Origin of the sequence: Streptomyces sp. NPDC051677 (genome assembly GCF_044453465.1) — a bacterium.
GTDB lineage: Bacteria > Actinomycetota > Actinomycetes > Streptomycetales > Streptomycetaceae > Streptomyces.
Window position 1 is genome coordinate 22,981 of record NZ_JBITCT010000002.1, and the last position, 18,942, is coordinate 41,922.

Consider the following 18,942-nt stretch of genomic DNA (forward strand, 5'->3'; position numbering starts at 1 on the left):
ACCATGGACGGCATCGTCTTCGGACTGTGCACTCTGTTCGGCTTAGCGGGCACCGCTCTCTCCGGCCGCGAGGCTTGGCGCCAGCGCACCCGAAACGAATACCGCATCGCCCGCTTCACGCGAGCAGCAGCCTTCGGCGTCTGCACCCTGGGCGTAGCCCTCGCGGTGCCGTCAATTGAGGACTTGGTCGAATCCGCCACCGGCATGAACAACGCAGCCAAGCTCGGCGCGCACATCTGCGCTGTCCTGTGGTGCGGCAGTCTTCAGCTCATGCTCGTGGACTGGTCGTACAACCAGGAAGTCCTGAAGGCCAGCCTGTACGCGCGCGTCGCATTCGCCGTGTGCGTCCTCGCAGCGATGCTGCCGCTGTTCGTCAACACCACCAGCGAAGGCATGGAGTTCACGACTGAGTACGCCAGTGTGCCAGGCGTCACCGTCTACCTCATGGTCTACCTGAGCTACGTCGCGATCACCTGCGGCGAGATCGCGTTCCTGTGCTCCGGAATGGCTCTCATTGCCCGGCGGGGCGGACACAGCTGGTCGACTCGCGGGCTCGCGTTGTCAACGGTGTCTGCGCTTCTCGGTGTGGCTTACGCCGCCAGCAAGGGCTCATACCTGGTGACTCACTATCTCCGTCACCCGTGGTCGTTGGACATCGAGGAGATCGTCTCGCCAGTTCTGGCCGGACTTGCCGTGATCACCCTGATCACAGGTCTTACCATGGCGATGGTCGGCAAGCGTCTCGCCTCCCGCAAGGTACCCGTCTCATCCACCTGACAGGCTGGACAGCTTGCGCCAGTGGAGGACGACGCGCCCTGGCTCGACGGTTCGGACGCCGCGGGCGCTCGCGGGGAACACCTCGACGTTCGCCAAGAGCAACATGGCGATGGCCTTCTTCGACGCGGTCGGCGCAGTGTTCCACCACCTCACCAGGTCCTTCGCGTTACCCAGCGAGAAGCTCGCCATCTGCTCCGCGTACCGAAGTCGCGAGCGCACGGTCTTCAGGCTCGCGGTGAGCTCACGATCGGCAGCCACGAACGCATCGCCGCTGATCTGTCGCTGGCCGTAGAGCGTACCGGCCTCAGCGCGCCGTGCCACAAGGTCCTCGACCTCCTTGCTGAGCTGCTCAACCTGCTTGCGCACGGTGGTCTGGGCCTTGAGGATCTGGGCCCGAACGCCGGGCTTGAGGAGCTCCGCCACAACGTACTCACCGACGTGGTTCTCCAACAGATCGGCCTCGATCCGCACTTCGCCACAGCCGCCACGACCAGTCTTGTCCTTCGGGCGGCACCGGTAACCAGGTGTGCCTGCGTTGGAACGAGCGCCCTGAAGAGCATTCGTGCACTTGCCGCAGGTGGCGGCCCCGTCGGTGTACACGTAGTCGTACGGGGGGTCCGCATCGGCCGTCTTGCGGCTTTTCTCGCGCGCCAGGAGGGCCTCGAACTCTTCACGGGTGATGACGCCCGGGTGGCCGGCGTCAACGAGCTCACCGTCCTCGTAGCGCAGCCCCGCGATCGCCGGGTTGCGGAAGAGCCGTCCGACCGACGCGTCCTTCCACTCCCCGCCGAGCGTGCCCCGGTAGCCCTCACCGCTCGCCCATACGGCGATGTCCTGGTTGGACATGGACTCATCAACCAGGGCCCGACTCACCATCTGGCGCAGCGGGCCCACTTCGTCATCACGCAGCCGCTGACGCGACTGATCGTCGAAACCGTAGAGCCGTGGCATGCGGTGGTCCGTTTCTCGTCTGTGCGCCCCTGTAGCCGCCCGATCCTAGGCCACAGCTCTCGTACCGGAGCTATGACTCTGGAGATCGACAGACCCAGGGCTACACAGATCGCCGCTCCGGCAGCGTCACCCCGAGCACGCGCCAGAGTGCAGCAGTGGGAACTCTCACCGTGCTGCCCAGAGGCAGCGTCTGCACGGGGAAGGACCCCTGCTTGATCAAGTTGTAAGCCTTGTGCGTGCCGATCCCGAGCGCCCGCGCAGCTGTCGTGACGTTCACGGTCGGCGGCAGCGCGAGTAGCTCTTCCAGGGTCATCTGGCCGACCCCGGTGTCCGTAGCTACAGAAGCGTCCTTCGATGTCATTCCCGTTGTCGCGTTCTCCCCCGCGCCAACTTGCCATAAGAATACCCCAACGCTGGAGTGTTGGGGCAAGATAGACATCGGTTCGACAAGGACCGGCACAGAAGATCTACAAACGAAGGCCACGAAGGGGAGATACGTGTTCAACCCCAGCTATACGCGGCGCTGCGCCTGCCAGGAGCCCGCAGTTGGCGACGACGGCACGCCGATACTCAAAGCCAACGGGTCGCCGAAGCTGCGCAAGCTCGGCGCGAGTTGCCCGAAGCTTACAGAGAAGGGTCACGGCACCTGGTACTTCTACTTCGAGCTCGAAGCAGGCGAGGGCGGAAAGCGCGAGCGCGTCCGGCGCGGCGGATTCGCCAAGAAGGATGACGCGAAGGCCAAGGCGGAGGAAATCTACCGCAAGGCCGTCGGCGGCGCCGACGTCCTCAGCAACGCCACAGTCGGAGAAGACATGCGCGTGTGGATCAAGAGGAAGCGGCGCCTGGCCCGCACGACTGAGCATGGGTACAAAGAGCACATCACCCTCTACCTCGAACCGCACCTCGGCCACATCAAGCGGCGGGACCTCAGATTGCGCCACGTCGAGGCCATGTACGACGCGATTGAGCGGCAGAACGCCGAGCGGCTCATCCACCACGCAAAGGTGGTCGAATTACAGGAGGCGCGCGACGCCGCGCACACGGCCTGGGTTCGTGCCGCGGGGAAGAAGGAGGAGCGTCGCATCACGCGCCGGGCCTACCTTGACGCCAACGCGGCTCTCCGCGAGGAGCGCAAGTCCAAGCGGAAGATCACCAGCGCAGCGACCATGCACCGCATCAACGCCACCCTCAGCTCATTCCTCGGCAGCGGCGTGAAGAGCGGCGACTACTCGACCAACTGGGCGCAGCTCGTCGAGCTGCCGACGGCCAAGCGGCCGAAGGCGCTCGTCTGGTCACCGGAACGGGTCGAGGAGTGGGAGCGCACCAGCAAGAAGCCCAGCCCGGTCATGGTCTGGACTCCCGAGCAGACGGGGGAATTCCTCGACTTCGTCTGCGATGACCGACTTCACGCCATGTGGCACACCTTCATCTTCCGGGGGCCCAGGCGCGGCGAGATGTGCGCGCTCCCCTGGCCGGAGGTCAGCCTCGCCAAGTCCTGGTTCCGCATCTCGGCACAGATCGTGGAGATCGCCTACCAGCAATACGACGAAGCCCCGAAACAGGACAGCGTCCGCACCGTCACCTTCGACTCACAGACGGGTCAGCTGATCCGGGAGTGGCGGGACACTCAGACCAGGGAGCGGGAGCAGTGGTCGGGCGAGGAGGCATGGGTCGAGTCCAACCGGGTCTGGACTCACGAGAACGGCGAACCGCTACACCCTGACTGGATCAGCCGCCGGTTCAACCGGCTTGTCGAACTGTCAGGGCTTCCGCCGATCCGGCTGCACGACACCCGGCATCTGTCCGCGACGCTGGCGCTGCTGGGCAACGCGGACATCAAGGTCGTCCAGGAGCGACTGGGGCACAGTTCCGCCAGATCACCTCGGACACGTACACGAGCGTCCTGCCTCAGCTCCTGACCGCCGAAGCAGAGTCCACCATCGCGGTCGTGCCCCGTGCGCCGAAGAAGAGACGTCGGCAGGACGAGGCCACCAAGCCGAAGGATTCGGCCGAGGCCACAGAGCCCGAAGGCGGCGGAGAGGACGACGGGCCGGATGGGGGTCTGCGTCCCGCTGCGTGACCTGCGTCCCGAATTTGTCCTGTCGATCATGAAAACATGATCACCATGGGCCGCCAAGGCCCTCACACACTCACCCCCAGCCAGGGAAACGCCTGGTCAGAAGGTTTCTCCTCGCGTAGCGAGCAGTGGGGCGGGTGGGACTCGAACCCACGGCCGACGGATTATGAGTCCGCTGCTCTAACCGGCTGAGCTACCGCCCCATAGCGGCGTGTCGCGTACATGTGTGCGCGCCGTCTGCCGCAGCATAGCCGCTCATACGATCTCACGCTTCGGCTGGTGGACCTTGCACGACCATGAGGACTGCGCCCTGGCCTGCACGGTTCCCGTCGGCGTGACACCGACATGAAAAAGGACCCCCACGGGGTCCTCGTTCACGATGCTCCCCCGACTGGACTCGAACCAGTAACCTGCCGGTTAACAGCCGGCTGCTCTGCCAATTGAGCTACGGAGGACCGAGCTCCCCCGACTGGACTCGAACCAGTAACCTGCCGGTTAACAGCCGGCTGCTCTGCCAATTGAGCTACGGAGGAATGCCTCGTTGCATCGAACGTACCTACCTGGGTATCCGCCAGGGGGCGCTCGCTCGCTGCGACACATACATTAGCGCAAGCTGGGGGGTGCTCCGCCAATCGGTTCCCCCGGCGCGGTCGTGCCAGGGACCTACACGAGGGAAGGTGGCCGTCGTGCGCTACAAGCTCACGTTCGTCGTCGGGCTGGCTCTGGGTTACGTGCTGGGCACGCGTGCCGGGCGCGAGCGCTACGAGCAGCTGAAGAAGTCCGCGCAGCAGGTCGCCCAGAACCCCGCGGTGCGCAACACCGCCGAGACGGCCGCCCACCAGGGCCGCCAGTACGCGGGCAAGGCGTACCACGTGGTCAGCGAGAAGGTCGGCGACCACATGCCCGAGTCGGTCGCCGGCCGGGTCCGCGCCCTGAAGGAGCGCAGCGCCCACAACGGCGGAGGCGACGACTGGGGCACCAGCAACACGTAACAGCATCTCCGCGCGATCTCTGCGCGCGGGCGCGACCAGCCAGAACGCACCCGCCCCGCAAGAACACACCCAGTCGTACGCTCGCCACGGCCAAACCCAAGCGGAGTGTGCGGCAGAATTTTCGGTATGGGGATAGTCGCCGGGTTGGACAGTTCGCCCGATTTCACTCGTATCGTCGTCTGCGACGCGGACAGCGGAGCCGTGCTCCGGCAGGGATATGCGCCGCATCCGATGGATGGCGCCGAGAGCGGTGGGCGGCCCTCCGATGTCGATCCGCAGGCCTGGCTGCTGTCCCTGGGCGAGGCCGCGGGCGGTGGGCTGCTCGAAGGGGTGCAGGCCATCGGGGTGTCCTCGCAGCAGAACGCCGTCGTGCCGCTGGACTCGCAGGGCAACACCGTGCGCCCGGCGATGGTCGGCGGGGACAAGCGGGCGCAGGTCGCGGCGGCCGACCTGGTCGACGCGCTCGGCGGACGCGAGGCCTGGGCGCAGGCGGTGGGATGCGTGCCGCAGGCGGCCCAGCCGGTGACCAAGCTGCGCTGGCTGGCGAAGAACGAGCCGGACGCCGCCGCGCGGACGGCCGTGCTGCTCCAGGCCCACGACTGGCTGGTGTGGCAACTGCTCGGGCGGCCGGTCAGGAGGACCACCGATCGGGGTGGGGCCTCCGGGACCGGGTACTGGTCGGCGGCCACCGGCGGTTACCGGCCGGATCTCGTGGAGCTGGCGCTCGGTCACCAGGCCATGCTGCCCGAGGTGATCGGGCCGTCCGACGCGGCCGGCACGACGCCGGAGGGGCTGCTGATCTCCGCGGGGACCGGCGAGACCATGGCCGCGGCCCTGGGGCTCGGGATCGGGCTCGGCGACGCGGTCGTGTCGCTGGGCGCCTCCGGGTCCGTGATGGCCGTGCACCCCGAGGCGCTCGTCGACCAGAGCGGGATGATCACCTCCCTGGCGGACGCGACCGGCATGCACCTGCCCGTCGTCACCACCCTGAACGCCGTACGGACCCTGCGGGGCGCCGCCGAGCTGGTCGGGGCGGCCGATCTCCAGGGGCTGTCGGACCTGGCGATGAAGTCGACGCCGGGGTCGCACGGGCTGGTCATGCTGCCCTATCTGGAGGGCGAGCGGACGCCGAACCTGCCGCACACCGCGGGGACGCTGGCGGGGCTGCGGCGCGAGTCGATGAAGCCGGAGCACTTCGCGCGGGCCGCCTTCGAGGGCATGCTGTGCGGGCTCGCCGACGCGCTCGACGTGCTGCGCGGCCGGGGCGTGGACGTGCGGCGGATCTTCCTGCTCGGGGCGGCGGCCGAGCTGCCGGCCGTGCAGGCGGCGGCGCCCGCGCTGTTCGGGGCGCAGGTCGTCGTACCGCAGCCGGCGGACTACGCGGCGATCGGGGCGGCCCGGCAGGCGGCATGGGCGCTCGGGGTGTCGCAGGGCACGCTCGATCCGCGGAATCCGCCGGCCTGGCAGGGGGCGGCGGCGCAGGTCCTGGACCCGGGTGAGGAGCTGGCCGTGGGGCAGGCGGTGCGACAGCAGTTCGTGTCGGTGCGGGAGCAGACGCATCCCGGGGCGTTTCGCCCGTAACGCCCTCCTCGGGTCCTTCGAGGAAGGCCTTGAAAACACTGCTGTCGGCTTAATCGGTTGAGGTAACGCGGGTGGAGTGTTCGACGATAGGGGCCAGGGGCAACCGAATGCCCAAGCCCCGCCCGTCGACTCCGAGAGACGTAGCGTGCTCATACGACTGCTGAGGACGTACCTCAGGCCCTATCGAAAACCCATCACCCTGCTGGTGCTGCTGCAGTTCCTGCAGACCTGCGCCACCCTCTACCTGCCCACGCTCAACGCCCACATCATCGACCAGGGCGTCGTCGAGGGGGACACGGGATACATCCTGTCCTTCGGCGGCGTGATGATCGGCATCTCGCTGGCGCAGGTCGTGTGCAACATCGGCGCCGTGTACTACGGCGCGAAGACCGCCTCGGCGCTGGGCCGGGACGTGCGCGCCGGCGTCTTCGACCGGGTGCAGTCCTTCTCCGCCCGGGAGGTCGGGCACTTCGGCGCGCCCACGCTGATCACCCGGACCACGAACGACGTCCAGCAGATCCAGATGCTGGCCCTGATGACGTTCACGCTGATGGCCTCGGCGCCCATCATGTGCGTGGGCGGCATCGTGCTGGCGCTCGGCCTGGACGTGCCGCTGTCCGGGGTGCTCGTCGCCGTGGTGCCGGTGCTGGGCATCTGCGTGACGCTGATCGTGCTCCGGCTGCGGCCGCTGTTCCGGTCCATGCAGGTGAAGGTGGACACCGTGAACCGGGTGCTGCGCGAGCAGATCACCGGCAACCGGGTCATCCGGGCCTTCGTGCGCGACGAGTACGAGGAGGGCCGGTTCCGGAAGGCGAACACCGACCTGACGGACATCTCGCTCAAGACCGGCAACCTGCTCGCGCTGATGTTCCCGGTGGTCATGACCACGGTGAACCTGTCGTCGATCGCGGTGGTCTGGTTCGGCGCCCACCGGATCGACAGCGGCGGGATGCAGATCGGTGATCTGACCGCGTTCCTCGCCTATCTCATGCAGATCGTCATGTCCGTGATGATGGCCACCTTCATGTTCATGATGGTGCCGCGCGCGGAGGTGTGCGCCGAGCGCATCCAGGAGGTGCTGGACACCTCGTCGTCCGTGGCGCCGCCGGTGGCGCCCGTCACCGAGCTGCGCCGGCACGGGCATCTGGAGATCCGGGGCGCGGGGTTCCGCTATCCGGGCGCCGAGGAGCCCGTCCTCAAGGCCGTCGAGCTGGTGGCGCGGCCCGGGGAGACGACCGCCGTGATCGGCTCGACCGGCAGCGGCAAGTCCACGCTGCTGGGGCTGGTGCCCCGGCTGTTCGACGCCACCGAGGGCGAGGTGCTCGTCGACGGGGTGGCCGTCGCGGAGGTCGACCCGGTGCTGCTGGCGAAGACCGTCGGGCTCGTGCCGCAGAAGCCGTACCTGTTCGCGGGCACCGTCGCCACCAACCTGCGCTACGGAAATCCGGACGCCACCGACGAGGAGCTGTGGCACGCGCTGGAGGTGGCGCAGGCCAAGGACTTCGTCAGCAAGCTGGAGAACGGCCTGGACTCCCCCATCGCGCAGGGCGGCACGAACGTCTCCGGCGGTCAGCGCCAGCGGCTCGCGATCGCCCGTACGCTCGTCCAGCGGCCGGAGATCTACCTCTTCGACGACTCCTTCTCCGCGCTCGACTACGCGACCGACGCGGCGCTGCGGGCGGCTCTCGGGCGGGAGACCGCCGAGGCGACCGTCGTGATCGTCGCCCAGCGGGTGGCGACCATCCGCGACGCCGACCGGATCATCGTCCTCGACGAGGGCCGGGTCGTCGGCACGGGCACGCACCGCGAGCTCATGACGGACAACGAGACCTACCGGGAGATCGTGCTCTCCCAGCTCACGGAAGCGGAGGCTGCCTGATGGCCGGGCCCATGGGGCGCATGATGGCCGGCACCGGTCCCGACAACCGCTCGCTGGACTTCAAGGTGTCGGGCAGGCGGCTGCTCGCCCAGTTCAAGCCGGAACGGCTCACCCTCTACGCGATGCTGGCCTGCGTGACGCTGAGCGTCGGCCTCAGCGTGGTCGGGCCGAAGATCCTCGGAAAGGCCACCGACCTGGTCTTCGCGGGCATCATCGGACGGGAGATGCCGGCCGGGACGAGCAAGGAGCAGGTCCTCGACTCGATGCGGGAGCGCGGCGAGGGCGGCGTCGCCGACATGCTCAAGAGCACCGACTTCACGCCCGGCAAGGGCATCGACTTCGACGCGGTCGGCGAGGTCCTGCTGTTCGCGCTCGGCGTGTTCCTCGTCGCCGGTCTGCTGATGGCGGTGGGGACGCGCCTGGTCAACCGGGCCGTCAACCGCACGATGTTCCGGATGCGCGAGGACGTGCAGACGAAGCTGTCGCGGCTGCCGCTGTCGTACTTCGACAAGCGCCAGCGCGGTGAGGTGCTCTCCCGAGCCACGAACGACATCGACAACATCGGGCAGACGCTCCAGCAGTCGATGGGCCAGCTCGTCAACTCGCTGCTGACCATCATCGGCGTGCTGGTGATGATGTTCTGGGTGTCGTGGCTGCTCGCGCTGGTCGCGCTGGTGACCGTGCCGCTGTCGTTCGTCGTCGCCACGCGCGTGGGCAAGCGGTCGCAGCCGCACTTCGTGCAGCAGTGGCGCACCACCGGCAAGCTCAACGCGCACATCGAGGAGATGTACACCGGGCACACGCTGGTGAAGGTGTTCGGCCGCCAGGAGGAGTCGGCCGAGCAGTTCGCCGAGCAGAACGAGGCGCTGTACGAGGCCGGGTTCAAGGCGCAGTTCAACAGCGGGGTCATGCAGCCGCTGATGATGTTCGTGTCGAACCTGAACTATGTGCTGGTGGCGGTGGTGGGCGGGCTGCGCGTCGCGTCCGGCTCGCTCTCCATCGGCGACGTGCAGGCGTTCATCCAGTACTCGCGCCAGTTCTCGATGCCGCTGACGCAGGTCGCGTCGATGGCGAACCTGGTGCAGTCGGGCGTCGCCTCGGCCGAACGTATCTTCGAACTCCTGGACGCGGAGGAGCAGGAGACGGATCCGGTGGCGGCCGAGCGGCCGAAGGAGCTGCGCGGGCGGGTGGCGCTGGAGGGCGTGTCCTTCCGGTACGACCCGCAGAAGCCGCTGATCGAGGACCTGTCGCTGACGGTGGAGCCCGGCCACACGGTCGCCATCGTCGGCCCGACGGGCGCCGGCAAGACGACGCTGGTGAACCTGCTCATGCGGTTCTACGACGTCTCCGGCGGGCGCATCACCCTCGACGGCGTCGACATCGCGCGGATGTCCCGCGACGAACTGCGCGCCGGGATCGGCATGGTGCTCCAGGACACCTGGCTGTTCGGCGGCACCATCGCGGAGAACATCGCGTACGGCTCGGCGCGCGAGGTCACCCGCGGTGAGATCGAGGAGGCGGCGCGGGCCGCGCACGCCGACCGGTTCGTGCGCACCCTCCCCGACGGCTACGACACCGTGATCGACGACGAGGGCAGCGGGGTCAGCGCCGGCGAGAAGCAGCTGATCACCATCGCGCGGGCGTTCCTGTCCGACCCGGTGATCCTGGTGCTCGACGAGGCCACCAGCTCCGTCGACACCCGCACCGAGGTGCTGATCCAGAAGGCGATGGCGAAGCTGGCGCACGGGCGTACGTCGTTCGTCATCGCGCACCGCCTGTCGACCATCCGGGACGCCGACACGATCCTGGTGATGGAGAACGGCTCGATCGTCGAACAGGGCGCGCACGCCGACCTCCTCGCGGCCGACGGGGCGTACGCGCGGCTGTACCAGGCGCAGTTCGCGCAGGCGGTGGCCGAGGTCGACTGACGGTCGCCTCGTCCGGGGCTTCTCGGGGGCCGCTCGCGTCGGGTGACGGCGAGCGGCCCTGTCAGTCGAGGTAGCCCCGCAGCTGGTCCGCGAAGGCGTGGTCGCGGAGTTTGTTGAGGGTCTTCGACTCGATCTGCCGTATCCGTTCGCGGGTCACGCCGAAAATGCGGCCGATCTCCTCCAGGGTGCGCGGGCGGCCGTCGGCGAGGCCGTAGCGGAGCTGGACCACCTTGCGCTCGCGCTCCCCGAGCGTCGACAGCACGGCCTCCAGGTGCTCGCGCAGCAGCAGGAACGCCGCCGACTCGACGGGGCTGGCAGCGTCGCCGTCCTCGATGAGGTCGCCGAGGGCCACGTCGTCCTCCTCGCCCACCGGGGCGTGCAGGGAGACGGGTTCCTGGGCCAGCCGCAGCACCTCTCCGACGCGCTCGGGCGCCAGGTCGAGCTGGGCGGCGACCTCTTCGGGCGTCGGCTCGTAGCCGCGTTCCTGAAGCATCCGGCGCTGGACGCGGACGACCCGGTTGATGAGCTCGACGACATGGACGGGGACGCGGATGGTGCGGGCCTGGTCGGCCAGCGCCCGGGACATGGCCTGGCGGATCCACCAGGTGGCGTACGTGGAGAACTTGTAGCCGCGGGCGTAGTCGAACTTCTCGACCGCCCGGATCAGCCCGAGGTTGCCCTCCTGGACGAGGTCGAGCATGGTCAGCCCGCGCCCGATGTACCGCTTGGCGACGGAGACCACGAGCCGCAGGTTGGCCTCGATCAGCCGCCGCTTGGCCATCCGGCCCATGACGACCAGCCGGTCGAGGTCGACGGCGAGTTCGCTGTCCAGGTCGGGTGCGCTGCTGAGCTTCTCCTCGGCGAACAGGCCGGCCTCCACGCGCCGCGCCAGCTCGACCTCCTCGGCCGCGGTGAGCAGCGGGATCCGGCCGATCTCGCGCAGGTACTGGCGGAACAGGTCCGAGGAGGGGCCGCTGTTGTCGGCGGTGCGGGCGCGGGGCGGTACGAGGGGCTCGGGGGCCTCTTCGAGGAGCTCGGCGGTCGGCTCGGCCTCCTGCTCGGCCTCCTGCTCACCCGCCGTCTCCGGCTCCGTCGCGGGTTCCGTCTCCGGGTGGTGTGCGGCACGGTCCTGTGGCGGGACCGCGACGAGGACGTCGGTCTCGGCGTCGGCTTCCGCGCCGTCGGCCGTGCCGGTGGTCTTACCGGTGGTCGTGCCGTTCGTACTGTCGGCAGTGCGGTCGGTGTGGGTCAGGGTCTGGGTCTGGGTCTGCACGGGGGCGACCTCCAGGATGATCGCTGCTGAGGTGAGCAGCAGCGGTACTACGGGGGCGGAGTCGGCGGCCACGCCGCTGTCGTCCGGGATCGGCCGCGCTCCGAGGACTCAGGCACCGCAACCCAGTGTGGAGTACGACACATCACCGCCACGAGGGGCGTGCGGTGACTTTTTGCGTCCGACCCGTGACCGCCACGCGGTCACGGCCGTAAACCCGGATGCCCGCCCCACCCCTGGTCTGGGACGATGCGCCGGTGTCCGCCTCCCGGTACGAAACACACGTGACGGTCCACTGCCCCGGCCCGACCGAGTCGCGGCGGCTGCGCCGCTGGGCGGCCGCGGCCGGTCTCAAGCTGACGCACATCGTGCTGGCCCGTGGCCGGATGCGCGAGCAGCCCATGCTCACCCTGTCAGGTTCCCGGACGTACCCCGAGGAATCCGCTCGGGCGCGAGGCGTGGTGGCACGGCTCGTGGCGGACGGCTTCCACCCCGTGCGCGTGAAGATCGAGTCGACGCCGTGGGCTCCGGAGGTGCCACGCGAACCGTGCGGCGGCGGGCAGTACTTCGAGCACCACCTGAAACTGCTGCTCGACGCGGACGCCGACCTGACCGCGCTGGCGGCTCGGGTCGTCCCGTACGGCGCCCATCTGTCGTGGAACGCACGGCGGGTGGCCGGGGGCGGGCGGCACGAGCGTTTCGTGACCCAGCGATGCAACGGGGTGGACGCCGAGGGGGCGGGGCGGGCGCTGGAGGAGTTGCTGACGGAGTTGCGGGTGTTCGAAGTGCTGGATGCGGAGCGGGAGTTCGTGCTCTACGACAGTGACCTGTCGGTGGACGACGGGTGGATCGAGGAGACCGTGGGCGTGCGAGGGGTGCGGGGATGAGCGGGTCGTGGCAGGACTGGAGATGGTCGGGCGGCGAGTCGCCCAGGGAGCCACTTGACGACCGGGCACGCCTGGCCCAGCAGCTCCCGCGCACCGTGCGGACCGTGCCGGGCGAGGAGGTGACGCAGCGGCTGATCTTCGACCCGGCCATGAAGCAGTACCCGAACGCGTACCGCGCCGCCGACCCCGCGTTCGCCGACCCGGCGAAGACCGAGGCGTGGCGGGCGGCGCGGCGCAGGGCGCTGGACCTGGTCCTCGCCGCGATCTCCGACTCGGAGTGGGTGGACTCGCTGGTGCTGCGCGGCAGCGTGCTGATGTCGGCGTGGTTCGGGGGCGCCGCCCGCGAGCCGGGTGATCTGGACTTCGTCGTCATACCGCAGCAGTGGGGGATCGACGACCCGCGGACGGCCCGGATGCTCGACGCGATCGCGGCGGCGGCCGAGGCGCTGGCAAGCGCGCGCGGGCCGCATCTGGGGATCTCCGCGGCGGGCGCGGCGGTCGAGGACATCTGGACCTACGAGCGGGTGCCGGGCCGACGCATGGTGCTGCCGTGGTCCGCGCCCGGCCTGCCCGGCGGCCATGTCCAGCTCGACTTCGTCTTCAACGAGAAGCTGCCCGAAGCGCCCGAGCCGGTGGAGCTGCCGGGCGGGTCGGTCCTGCTCGCGGCGACCCCGGAGCTGTCACTGGCCTGGAAGCTGATGTGGATCATCAACGACATGTACGCGCAGGGCAAGGACCTGTACGACGCGGTACTCCTCGCCGAGCGGTATCCCCTGCCGTACGAACTGCTGCACGAGGTGTTCCGGCTCTCCGGCGAGTGGCCGGACCCCTCCCGCGAGAAGATCCTTTTCGAGGGCGTGGTCGAGGGGGTGGGGTACGTCGAGTGGAACCACTTCGTCGACGAGTACCCGCAGTTCAGGGACGATGAGCGGGAGTTCGCCGAGCGGCTGGTGCGGGCGGTGGGGGCGACGTTCGAGGGGCTGTCAGAGGGCGGCGGCGCCGTGCTCTCGTAGGGCCTGGTCGTACTGCTGCAGCACCCACAGCTCGTTCTGCACGGCGGCCAGTTGGGCGGGGTCGCCGCCTGCGCCCAGCCGGGTCAGCTGGGACTGGACGTCGCGGATGCGGCGCTCGACGGCGCGGCGGCGGACGGTGACCAGTTGGGCGCCGGCGTACATCTCGTCCACCGTCTTGCGCATGATCGGCTCGACGGCGAGTTCGGTCACCATGGCACGGACGGTGTCGTCGGGGGCGGCCTCGCGGACACGGATGAGGTACTCCTGGCCGTCCTGTACGCCCCACTCGGCGCCGCCCGCGTCCAGGACCGTCTGGCGTACGGCCGCGTAGGGGGCGGCGGTGAACTCGTCGACGCCGTACGCGTCGAAGGCCGGGGAGACCAGCTCCGGGCGCTGCAGGGCGAGCTTCAGCAGCTCGCGCTCGGTGGCGTAGACGGGGTTGCGGAGGGTGAGGGCGGGGCCGGCGGTGGCGGGGCGCGGGGCGGCGTCGTACTGCTGGCGGCTGCGGCTGCCCGGTGCAGGGCCCTTGCCGCCGCCGTCGCGGGCCCAACGGGCCAGCTGCGCGACCCTCTTGACGACGAACTGGGTGTCGAGGATGCCGAGCATGCCGGCGAGTTGGACGGCGACCTCGTGCTGGGCGCCGCTGTTCTTGATGCGGGCGACGATGGGCGCCGCCTCGTCCAGCGCGGCGGCGCGGCCCGCCGGGGTGTCGAGGTCGTAGCGGACGACGATCTGGCGCAGCGCGAACTCGAAGAGCGGGGTGCGGGGTTCGACGAGGTCGGCGACCGCCTCGTCGCCCTTGGCGAGCCGCAGGTCGCAGGGGTCCATGTTGTCCGGCGCGATGGCGATGTACGTCTCTGCGGCGAACTTCTGGTCGTCCTCGAAGGCGCGCAGGGCTGCCTTCTGGCCTGCCGCGTCACCGTCGAAGGTGAAGATGACGCGGGCGCTGCCGTTGTCCATCAGCAGCCGGCGCAGGATCTTGATGTGGTCGCCGCCGAAGGCCGTGCCGCAGGTCGCGATGGCCGTCGTCACTCCGGCGAGGTGGCAGGCCATCACGTCGGTGTAGCCCTCGACGACGACGGCCCGGCTGGTCTTGGCGATGTGCTGCTTGGCGAGGTCGATGCCGTACAGGACCTGGGACTTCTTGTAGATCGCCGTGTCGGGCGTGTTGAGGTACTTCGGCCCGTTGTCGGCCTCGTAGAGCTTGCGGGCGCCGAAGCCGACGACCTCCCCGCCGATGTCGCGGATGGGCCACATCAGACGGCCCCGGAAGCGGTCGATGGGACCGCGCCGGCCCTCCTGGGCGAGCCCGGAGAGGAGCAGTTCCTTGTCGCTGAAGCCCTTGCCGCGCAGGAAGCGGGTGAGGTGGTCCCAGCCCTGGGGGCTGTAGCCGACGCCGAAGTGGACGGCGGCGGCCTGGTCGAAGCCGCGCTCGGCGAGGAAGATCCGGCCGGTGTCGGCCTCGGGGCTGGTGGCGAGCTGTTCCGCGTACCACTCGGCGGCGATCTTGTGGGCCTCGACCAGGCGGATGCGTTCGCCGCGCTGGTGGGAGGGGTTGTAGCCGCCCTCCTCGTAGCGCAGGGTGATGCCGGCCTGGCCGGCGAGGCGCTCGACCGCCTCGGAGAAGGTGAGGTGGTCGACCTTCATCACGAACGTGATGGTGTCGCCGCCCTCCTGGCAGCCGAAGCAGTGGAAGAGTCCCTTGCTCGGACTGACCTGGAAGGACGGCGACTTCTCGTCGTGGAACGGGCACAGGCCCTTGAGGTTGCCGCCGCCCGCGTTACGCAGCTGGAGGTACTCGGACACCACGGCGTCGATCGGGACCGCGTCCCGTACCGCCTTCACGTCCTCGTCGTTGATCCGTCCAGCCACGAGGTGATTCTACGGGGCGGCTCCGACACTCCCGGGGCCCCTACGAGGCCAGGTCCTCCAGGGGAACGCGCGGGTCGGCCAACGCCTCCGTGTTCACCGGGGTTCTCGACGTGATCAGCTTCTGGATCGGCTCTGTGACGTCCCACACGTTCACGTTCATCCCGGCCAGCACGCGGCCCTCCTTGACCCAGAACGCGATGAACTCCCGTTTGCCGGCGTCGCCCCGGATCACCACCTCGTCGTACGTCCCCGGCGGGGCCCAGCCGCTGTACTCCATGCCCAGGTCGTACTGGTCGGAGAAGAAGTAGGGCACGCGGTCGTAGGCGACGTCCTTGCCGAGCATCGCGCGGGCGGCGGCCGGACCGCCGTTGAGCGCGTTGGCCCAGTGCTCCACCCGCAGCCGGGTGTCGAAGAGGCCGTGCGGGAAGGACGCGACGTCGCCGGCCGCGTGGATGTCGGGGTCGGAGGTGCGCAGCTGGGCGTCCACCGAGATCCCGCCGCCGTGGGCGCGGTCGGCGAGGGTGAGGCCGGCCGCCTCCGCGAGGCCGGTGCGGGGGGCCGCGCCGATCGCCGCGAGGACGTCGTGCGCCGGGTGCTCCTCGCCGTCGTCGGTGCGGGCGGCGAGGACCATGCCGTCCTGGCCGACGATCTCGGTGAGCCGGGCGCCGAAGTGGAAGCGGACGCCGTGCTCGCGGTGCAGGTCGGCGAAGAGGCCGCCCAGCTCCGGGCCGAGCACTCCGTGCAGCGGGGTCGGCTCCGGTTCGACGACGGTGACCTCCGCGCCGTACTCGCGGGCCGCCGCCGCGATCTCCAGGCCGATCCAGCCGGCGCCGGCAATCACGATGTGGCCGTTGTCACGGCCGAGGGCGGCCAGGACGCCCTTGAGCCGCTCGGCGTGCGCGAGCCGCCGCAGGTGGTGCACGCCCGCCAGGTCGGTGCCGGGGATGTCCAGCCGGCGCGGCTCGGCGCCGGTGGCCAGGAGCAGCTTGTCGTAGTGGACGAGCGTGCCGTCGTCACCGAAGCGGACCGTCTTCGCGGTGCGGTCGATCGCGTCGACGGTCTGGCCCAGGTGCAGCTCGATGTCGTTCTGCGCGTACCAGGCGGGCTCGTGCACGAAGACGCTCTCGCGCGACTCCTTGCCGAGCAGGTAGCCCTTGGAGAGCGGCGGACGCTCGTAGGGGTGGTCGCGCTCGTCGCAGATCAGTATCACGCGGCCGGTGAAGCCCTCCGCCCGCAGCGTCTCGGCCGCCTTCGCGCCGGCCAGGCCTCCTCCGACGATGACAAATGTCTGATCCGCGTCGACCACGTGATGCCTCCTCGTAAGCGTGCCGCCACATGCGAGCGTCCCGCACGCAGCGTGATGGGGGAAGGGGGACGTGCCCGATCAAGGCACGCCGGGGCTCGTTCGGGCCCGTTTGGGCGCACCGGACCGCCCTCGGTCGGCGTCTCGGTCAGGGTCTCTGCTGCCCCGTCAGACGGGCGTGCAGCGAGCGGGCGGAGGCGTCGGTGAGGGAGGCGATCTGGTCGACGACGACCCGCTTGCGCGCGCGGTCGTCGGGGGCCCGGTCGAACAGGGCGCGGAACTGGGGGTCGAGGCCGTCGGGGGCGCGCGCGGTGAGGGCCTCGGCGAGCTCGCTGATGACGACGCGCTGGTCGGCGCGCAGGCGTTCCTGCTCGGCGCGCTGCATGACGTACCGGTCGGCGACCGCCTTGAGGACCGCGCACTCCAGGCGCGTCTCGTGCGGGACGACGAGTTCGGCGCCGTAGCGGGTGAGGCGGCCCCCGCCGTGGCGCGCGCGGGTGGCCGCCTCGGCGGCGAGGCAGAAGCGGCCGATGAGCTGGCTGGTGGCGTCCTTCAGGCCGGCCTGGGCGACCGCCGTGCCGTCGTAGCCGTGCGGCCACCACTCCTGGTCCAGGAGACGGTCGAGGGCGGCGGCGAGTTCGGCCGGATCGGTGTCGTCCGGAACGTAGCGGCCGACGGCGACCCGGAAGACCTCCTGGCGTTCCGGTTCGGCGTGCAGGCAGCCCGGGTCGATGTGTCCCGCGTGCAGGCCGTCCTCCACGTCGTGCACCGAGTACGCCACGTCGTCCGCCCAGTCCATGACCTGCGCCTCGAAGCAGGTGCGCGTCCCGGGGGCCTCCTTGCGGACCCAGTCGAAGACGGGCCGGTCGTCCTCGTAGACACCGAACTTGGGGGACGCGGGGTCGGCGGGGTGGGCCCCCCGGGGCCACGGGTACTTGGTGGCGGCGTCGAGGGCGGCCCGGGTGAGGTTGAGGCCGACGGAGCCCTCGGCGGTGAAGCGCTTGGGCTCGATGCGGGTGAGGAGGCGCAGTGACTGGGCGTTGCCCTCGAAGCCGCCGCAGTCCTGCGCGAAGTCGTTCAGGGCCTGTTCGCCGTTGTGGCCGAACGGGGGGTGGCCCAGGTCGTGGGAGAGACAGGCGGCCTCGACCAGGTCGGGGTCGCAGCCCAGGGCCGCGCCGAGCTCGCGGCCCACCTGGGCGCACTCCAGGGAGTGGGTGAGGCGGGTGCGGGGGGTCGCGTCCCATGCTTCGGTGCGCTCGCCCGGTGTGACCACCTGGGTCTTGCCCGCGAGTCTTCTCAGCGCCGAGGAGTGCAGGACGCGGGCGCGGTCTCGTTGGAAGGCGGTACGGCCGGGGCGTTTGTCGGGCTCCGCCGCCCAGCGTTCCGTTGACGGCAAGTCGTAGGGCATGTTTCGACAGTAAGCGGACGTAGTGACAATCGGGCGCCTACTCGACTGCCGGGTTCGGCGGTTTGGCGGCTTATAGGTTGTTTGTTGCTGATCGCGCTCACGCGGCGGAGCCGCACATCGGCACAGCCCCGCGCCCCTTTCAGGCGGCGTTGCTCTTGCCGTCTGCCTGCAATGCCTGGTCGTAGCGGTGGAGCAGGAGGTCGGCCATCGCGGGGTGGGTGCCCAGTGGCTGCGAGGCGATCCAGGGGGCTGCTTGCGCGCACTCCGTTGCGAAGCGGCCGGGGGCCGTGAAGTAGGAGGCGACGGCCACCCTTTCCCGGCCCCTCGCCGCCAGTGCGCGCAGGGCTGTGGGGACCGTCGGGGTGGCTGTGGAGGCGTAGGCGGGGATCACCGGGACGCCCAGGCGGTGGGCCAGGAGGAGGGCGGTGCGGCGGGTGTCGACGGCCGAGTCGGGGTCGCGGGAGCCGGCCGCCGCGAGGACCACCGCGCTCGTCCGGCGTTCCGCCTCCGTCATGTCCGTGCGCCAGCCCGCCTCGGTCAGACGGGCGTGGAGCGTCTCCACCAGCAGGGGATGCGGGCCGAGCGGGGCCGCCACGCGCGTGCGTACCCGAGCCTTGGCGGCCATCTCGGGGATGTCCCGCTTGACGTGGTAGCCGCGGGCCAGCAGGAGGGGGACCAGGACGGCGTCCGCCGTGTCGTGGGCGTCGAGGTCGGCGAGGGTGTCCGTCAGCAGCGGCTCGTTGAGCTCGATGTGGCCGAGGTGCACCGGCAGGCCGGGGCGCTGCTCGCGGACGCGGTCCAGGAGCGTGCGGACGGTGCTCAGGGCGCGCGGGTCGCGGCTGCCGTGGGCGACGACGACCAGCGCGGGCGGGCCGGGTCGGCGGCGGCCGTCGAGGTGGACGAGGCTTGGCTGGCTCATGCACCGATCGTGACGGCACGAGGTTGCACTGCCGTTGCCTGACCGTCACGAGTTCTTTCCGGGGGTTCACGGCGGGCGGGGCGGC

At 69.9% G+C, this 18,942-nt stretch carries 14 protein-coding genes, 3 tRNA genes and 1 pseudogene; 8 read left to right on the top strand and 10 right to left on the bottom strand.

The window, feature by feature from the left end; genetic code table 11:
- The first annotated feature begins 3 nt into the window (after positions 1-3).
- Complete coding sequence (locus ACIBAF_RS03100) at positions 4-777, top strand: hypothetical protein (RefSeq protein WP_399461364.1); 774 nt, start codon at positions 4-6, stop codon at positions 775-777.
- Here the strand turns inward: ACIBAF_RS03100 and ACIBAF_RS03105 are convergent.
- Positions 766-1,728, bottom strand: a complete 963-nt coding sequence (locus tag ACIBAF_RS03105) for a recombinase family protein (RefSeq protein ID WP_319671739.1) — start codon at positions 1,726-1,728, stop codon at positions 766-768. The two genes, ACIBAF_RS03100 and ACIBAF_RS03105, sit on opposite strands and share 12 nt — an antisense overlap.
- Before the next feature lie 100 nt (positions 1,729-1,828).
- Positions 1,829-2,041, bottom strand: a complete 213-nt coding sequence (locus tag ACIBAF_RS03110; RefSeq protein ID WP_399461365.1) for a DNA-binding protein — start codon at positions 2,039-2,041, stop codon at positions 1,829-1,831.
- Between the two features lie 184 nt (positions 2,042-2,225).
- On the opposite strand from ACIBAF_RS03110, the gene ACIBAF_RS03115 reads away from it, so the two are divergent.
- A complete protein-coding gene (locus ACIBAF_RS03115; protein ID WP_399461366.1) occupies positions 2,226-3,647 on the top strand; it encodes a tyrosine-type recombinase/integrase in 1,422 nt (473 codons plus the stop codon).
- Between the two features lie 287 nt (positions 3,648-3,934).
- Here ACIBAF_RS03115 and ACIBAF_RS03120 read toward each other — a convergent pair.
- The 3 genes from ACIBAF_RS03120 to ACIBAF_RS03130 form a co-directional block, all read right to left on the bottom strand.
- Positions 3,935-4,008 (bottom strand) — tRNA-Ile (locus ACIBAF_RS03120).
- A 179-nt stretch (positions 4,009-4,187) separates the two neighbouring features.
- Positions 4,188-4,260 (bottom strand) — tRNA-Asn (locus ACIBAF_RS03125).
- A 5-nt stretch (positions 4,261-4,265) separates the two neighbouring features.
- Positions 4,266-4,338, bottom strand: a tRNA-Asn gene (locus tag ACIBAF_RS03130).
- Positions 4,339-4,491: 153 nt separating this feature from the next.
- Between ACIBAF_RS03130 and ACIBAF_RS03135 the strand changes: the two genes are divergently transcribed.
- The 4 genes from ACIBAF_RS03135 to ACIBAF_RS03150 all read left to right on the top strand — a co-directional run bounded on the left by ACIBAF_RS03135 (position 4,492) and on the right by ACIBAF_RS03150 (position 10,185).
- On the top strand, positions 4,492-4,797 hold the full coding sequence (locus ACIBAF_RS03135; protein WP_143688256.1) for a YtxH domain-containing protein: 306 nt from the start codon (positions 4,492-4,494) through the stop codon (positions 4,795-4,797).
- 126 nt (positions 4,798-4,923) lie between these two features.
- The gene (locus ACIBAF_RS03140) at positions 4,924-6,378 is read left to right on the top strand and encodes an FGGY-family carbohydrate kinase (protein WP_399461367.1); all 1,455 of its coding nucleotides are present in this window, start codon (positions 4,924-4,926) and stop codon (positions 6,376-6,378) included.
- 145 nt (positions 6,379-6,523) lie between these two features.
- On the top strand, positions 6,524-8,257 hold the full coding sequence (locus tag ACIBAF_RS03145; RefSeq protein WP_399461368.1) for an ABC transporter ATP-binding protein: 1,734 nt from the start codon (positions 6,524-6,526) through the stop codon (positions 8,255-8,257).
- The gene (locus tag ACIBAF_RS03150) at positions 8,257-10,185 is read left to right on the top strand and encodes an ABC transporter ATP-binding protein (RefSeq protein WP_399461369.1); all 1,929 of its coding nucleotides are present in this window, start codon (positions 8,257-8,259) and stop codon (positions 10,183-10,185) included. The genes ACIBAF_RS03145 and ACIBAF_RS03150 overlap by 1 nt, the downstream gene beginning before the upstream one ends.
- 61 nt (positions 10,186-10,246) lie before the next feature.
- On the opposite strand, the pseudogene ACIBAF_RS03155 reads toward ACIBAF_RS03150, so the two are convergent.
- Positions 10,247-11,574, bottom strand: a pseudogene (locus tag ACIBAF_RS03155) (RNA polymerase sigma factor).
- Between the two features lie 102 nt (positions 11,575-11,676).
- On the opposite strand from ACIBAF_RS03155, the gene ACIBAF_RS03160 reads away from it, so the two are divergent.
- Positions 11,677-12,342, top strand: a complete 666-nt coding sequence (locus ACIBAF_RS03160; RefSeq protein ID WP_399461370.1) for a hypothetical protein — start codon at positions 11,677-11,679, stop codon at positions 12,340-12,342.
- Positions 12,339-13,355: a nucleotidyl transferase AbiEii/AbiGii toxin family protein gene (locus ACIBAF_RS03165; protein ID WP_399461371.1), complete on the top strand. Its 1,017-nt coding sequence runs from the start codon at positions 12,339-12,341 to the stop codon at positions 13,353-13,355. Before ACIBAF_RS03160 ends, ACIBAF_RS03165 begins: the two co-directional genes overlap by 4 nt.
- On the opposite strand, the gene dnaG is transcribed toward ACIBAF_RS03165, so the two are convergent.
- The 4 genes from dnaG to ACIBAF_RS03185 all read right to left on the bottom strand — a co-directional run bounded on the left by dnaG (position 13,326) and on the right by ACIBAF_RS03185 (position 18,857).
- Positions 13,326-15,227 carry a DNA primase gene (dnaG, locus tag ACIBAF_RS03170; RefSeq protein ID WP_399461372.1) on the bottom strand — a complete coding sequence of 634 codons (1,902 nt, stop codon included), beginning with the start codon at positions 15,225-15,227 and terminating at the stop codon, positions 13,326-13,328. The genes ACIBAF_RS03165 and dnaG overlap by 30 nt on opposite strands.
- A 40-nt stretch (positions 15,228-15,267) precedes the next feature.
- Entirely contained in the window at positions 15,268-16,533 is a 1,266-nt protein-coding gene (locus ACIBAF_RS03175; protein ID WP_399461374.1) for an NAD(P)/FAD-dependent oxidoreductase, read from the bottom strand.
- Between the two features lie 145 nt (positions 16,534-16,678).
- Positions 16,679-17,938: a deoxyguanosinetriphosphate triphosphohydrolase gene (locus ACIBAF_RS03180; RefSeq protein ID WP_399461375.1), complete on the bottom strand. Its 1,260-nt coding sequence runs from the start codon at positions 17,936-17,938 to the stop codon at positions 16,679-16,681.
- 139 nt (positions 17,939-18,077) lie between these two features.
- Positions 18,078-18,857 carry a sirohydrochlorin chelatase gene (locus tag ACIBAF_RS03185; protein ID WP_399461376.1) on the bottom strand — a complete coding sequence of 260 codons (780 nt, stop codon included), beginning with the start codon at positions 18,855-18,857 and terminating at the stop codon, positions 18,078-18,080.
- Between the last annotated feature and the right edge of the window lie 85 nt (positions 18,858-18,942).

What these genes read in the sequence shown, in the direction of transcription:
- ACIBAF_RS03100 (WP_399461364.1), top strand. Translation starts at nt 4, where the DNA reads ATGGACGGCATCGTCTTCGGACTGTGCACTCTGTTCGGCTTAGCGGGC.
- ACIBAF_RS03105 (WP_319671739.1), bottom strand. Translation starts at nt 1,728, where the DNA reads ATGCCACGGCTCTACGGTTTCGACGATCAGTCGCGTCAGCGGCTGCGT.
- ACIBAF_RS03110 (WP_399461365.1), bottom strand. Translation starts at nt 2,041, where the DNA reads ATGACCCTGGAAGAGCTACTCGCGCTGCCGCCGACCGTGAACGTCACG.
- ACIBAF_RS03140 (WP_399461367.1), top strand. Translation starts at nt 4,924, where the DNA reads ATGGGGATAGTCGCCGGGTTGGACAGTTCGCCCGATTTCACTCGTATC.
- ACIBAF_RS03150 (WP_399461369.1), top strand. Translation starts at nt 8,257, where the DNA reads ATGGCCGGGCCCATGGGGCGCATGATGGCCGGCACCGGTCCCGACAAC.
- ACIBAF_RS03160 (WP_399461370.1), top strand. Translation starts at nt 11,677, where the DNA reads ATGCCCGCCCCACCCCTGGTCTGGGACGATGCGCCGGTGTCCGCCTCC.
- ACIBAF_RS03165 (WP_399461371.1), top strand. Translation starts at nt 12,339, where the DNA reads ATGAGCGGGTCGTGGCAGGACTGGAGATGGTCGGGCGGCGAGTCGCCC.
- ACIBAF_RS03180 (WP_399461375.1), bottom strand. Translation starts at nt 17,938, where the DNA reads ATGCCCTACGACTTGCCGTCAACGGAACGCTGGGCGGCGGAGCCCGAC.
- ACIBAF_RS03185 (WP_399461376.1), bottom strand. Translation starts at nt 18,857, where the DNA reads ATGAGCCAGCCAAGCCTCGTCCACCTCGACGGCCGCCGCCGACCCGGC.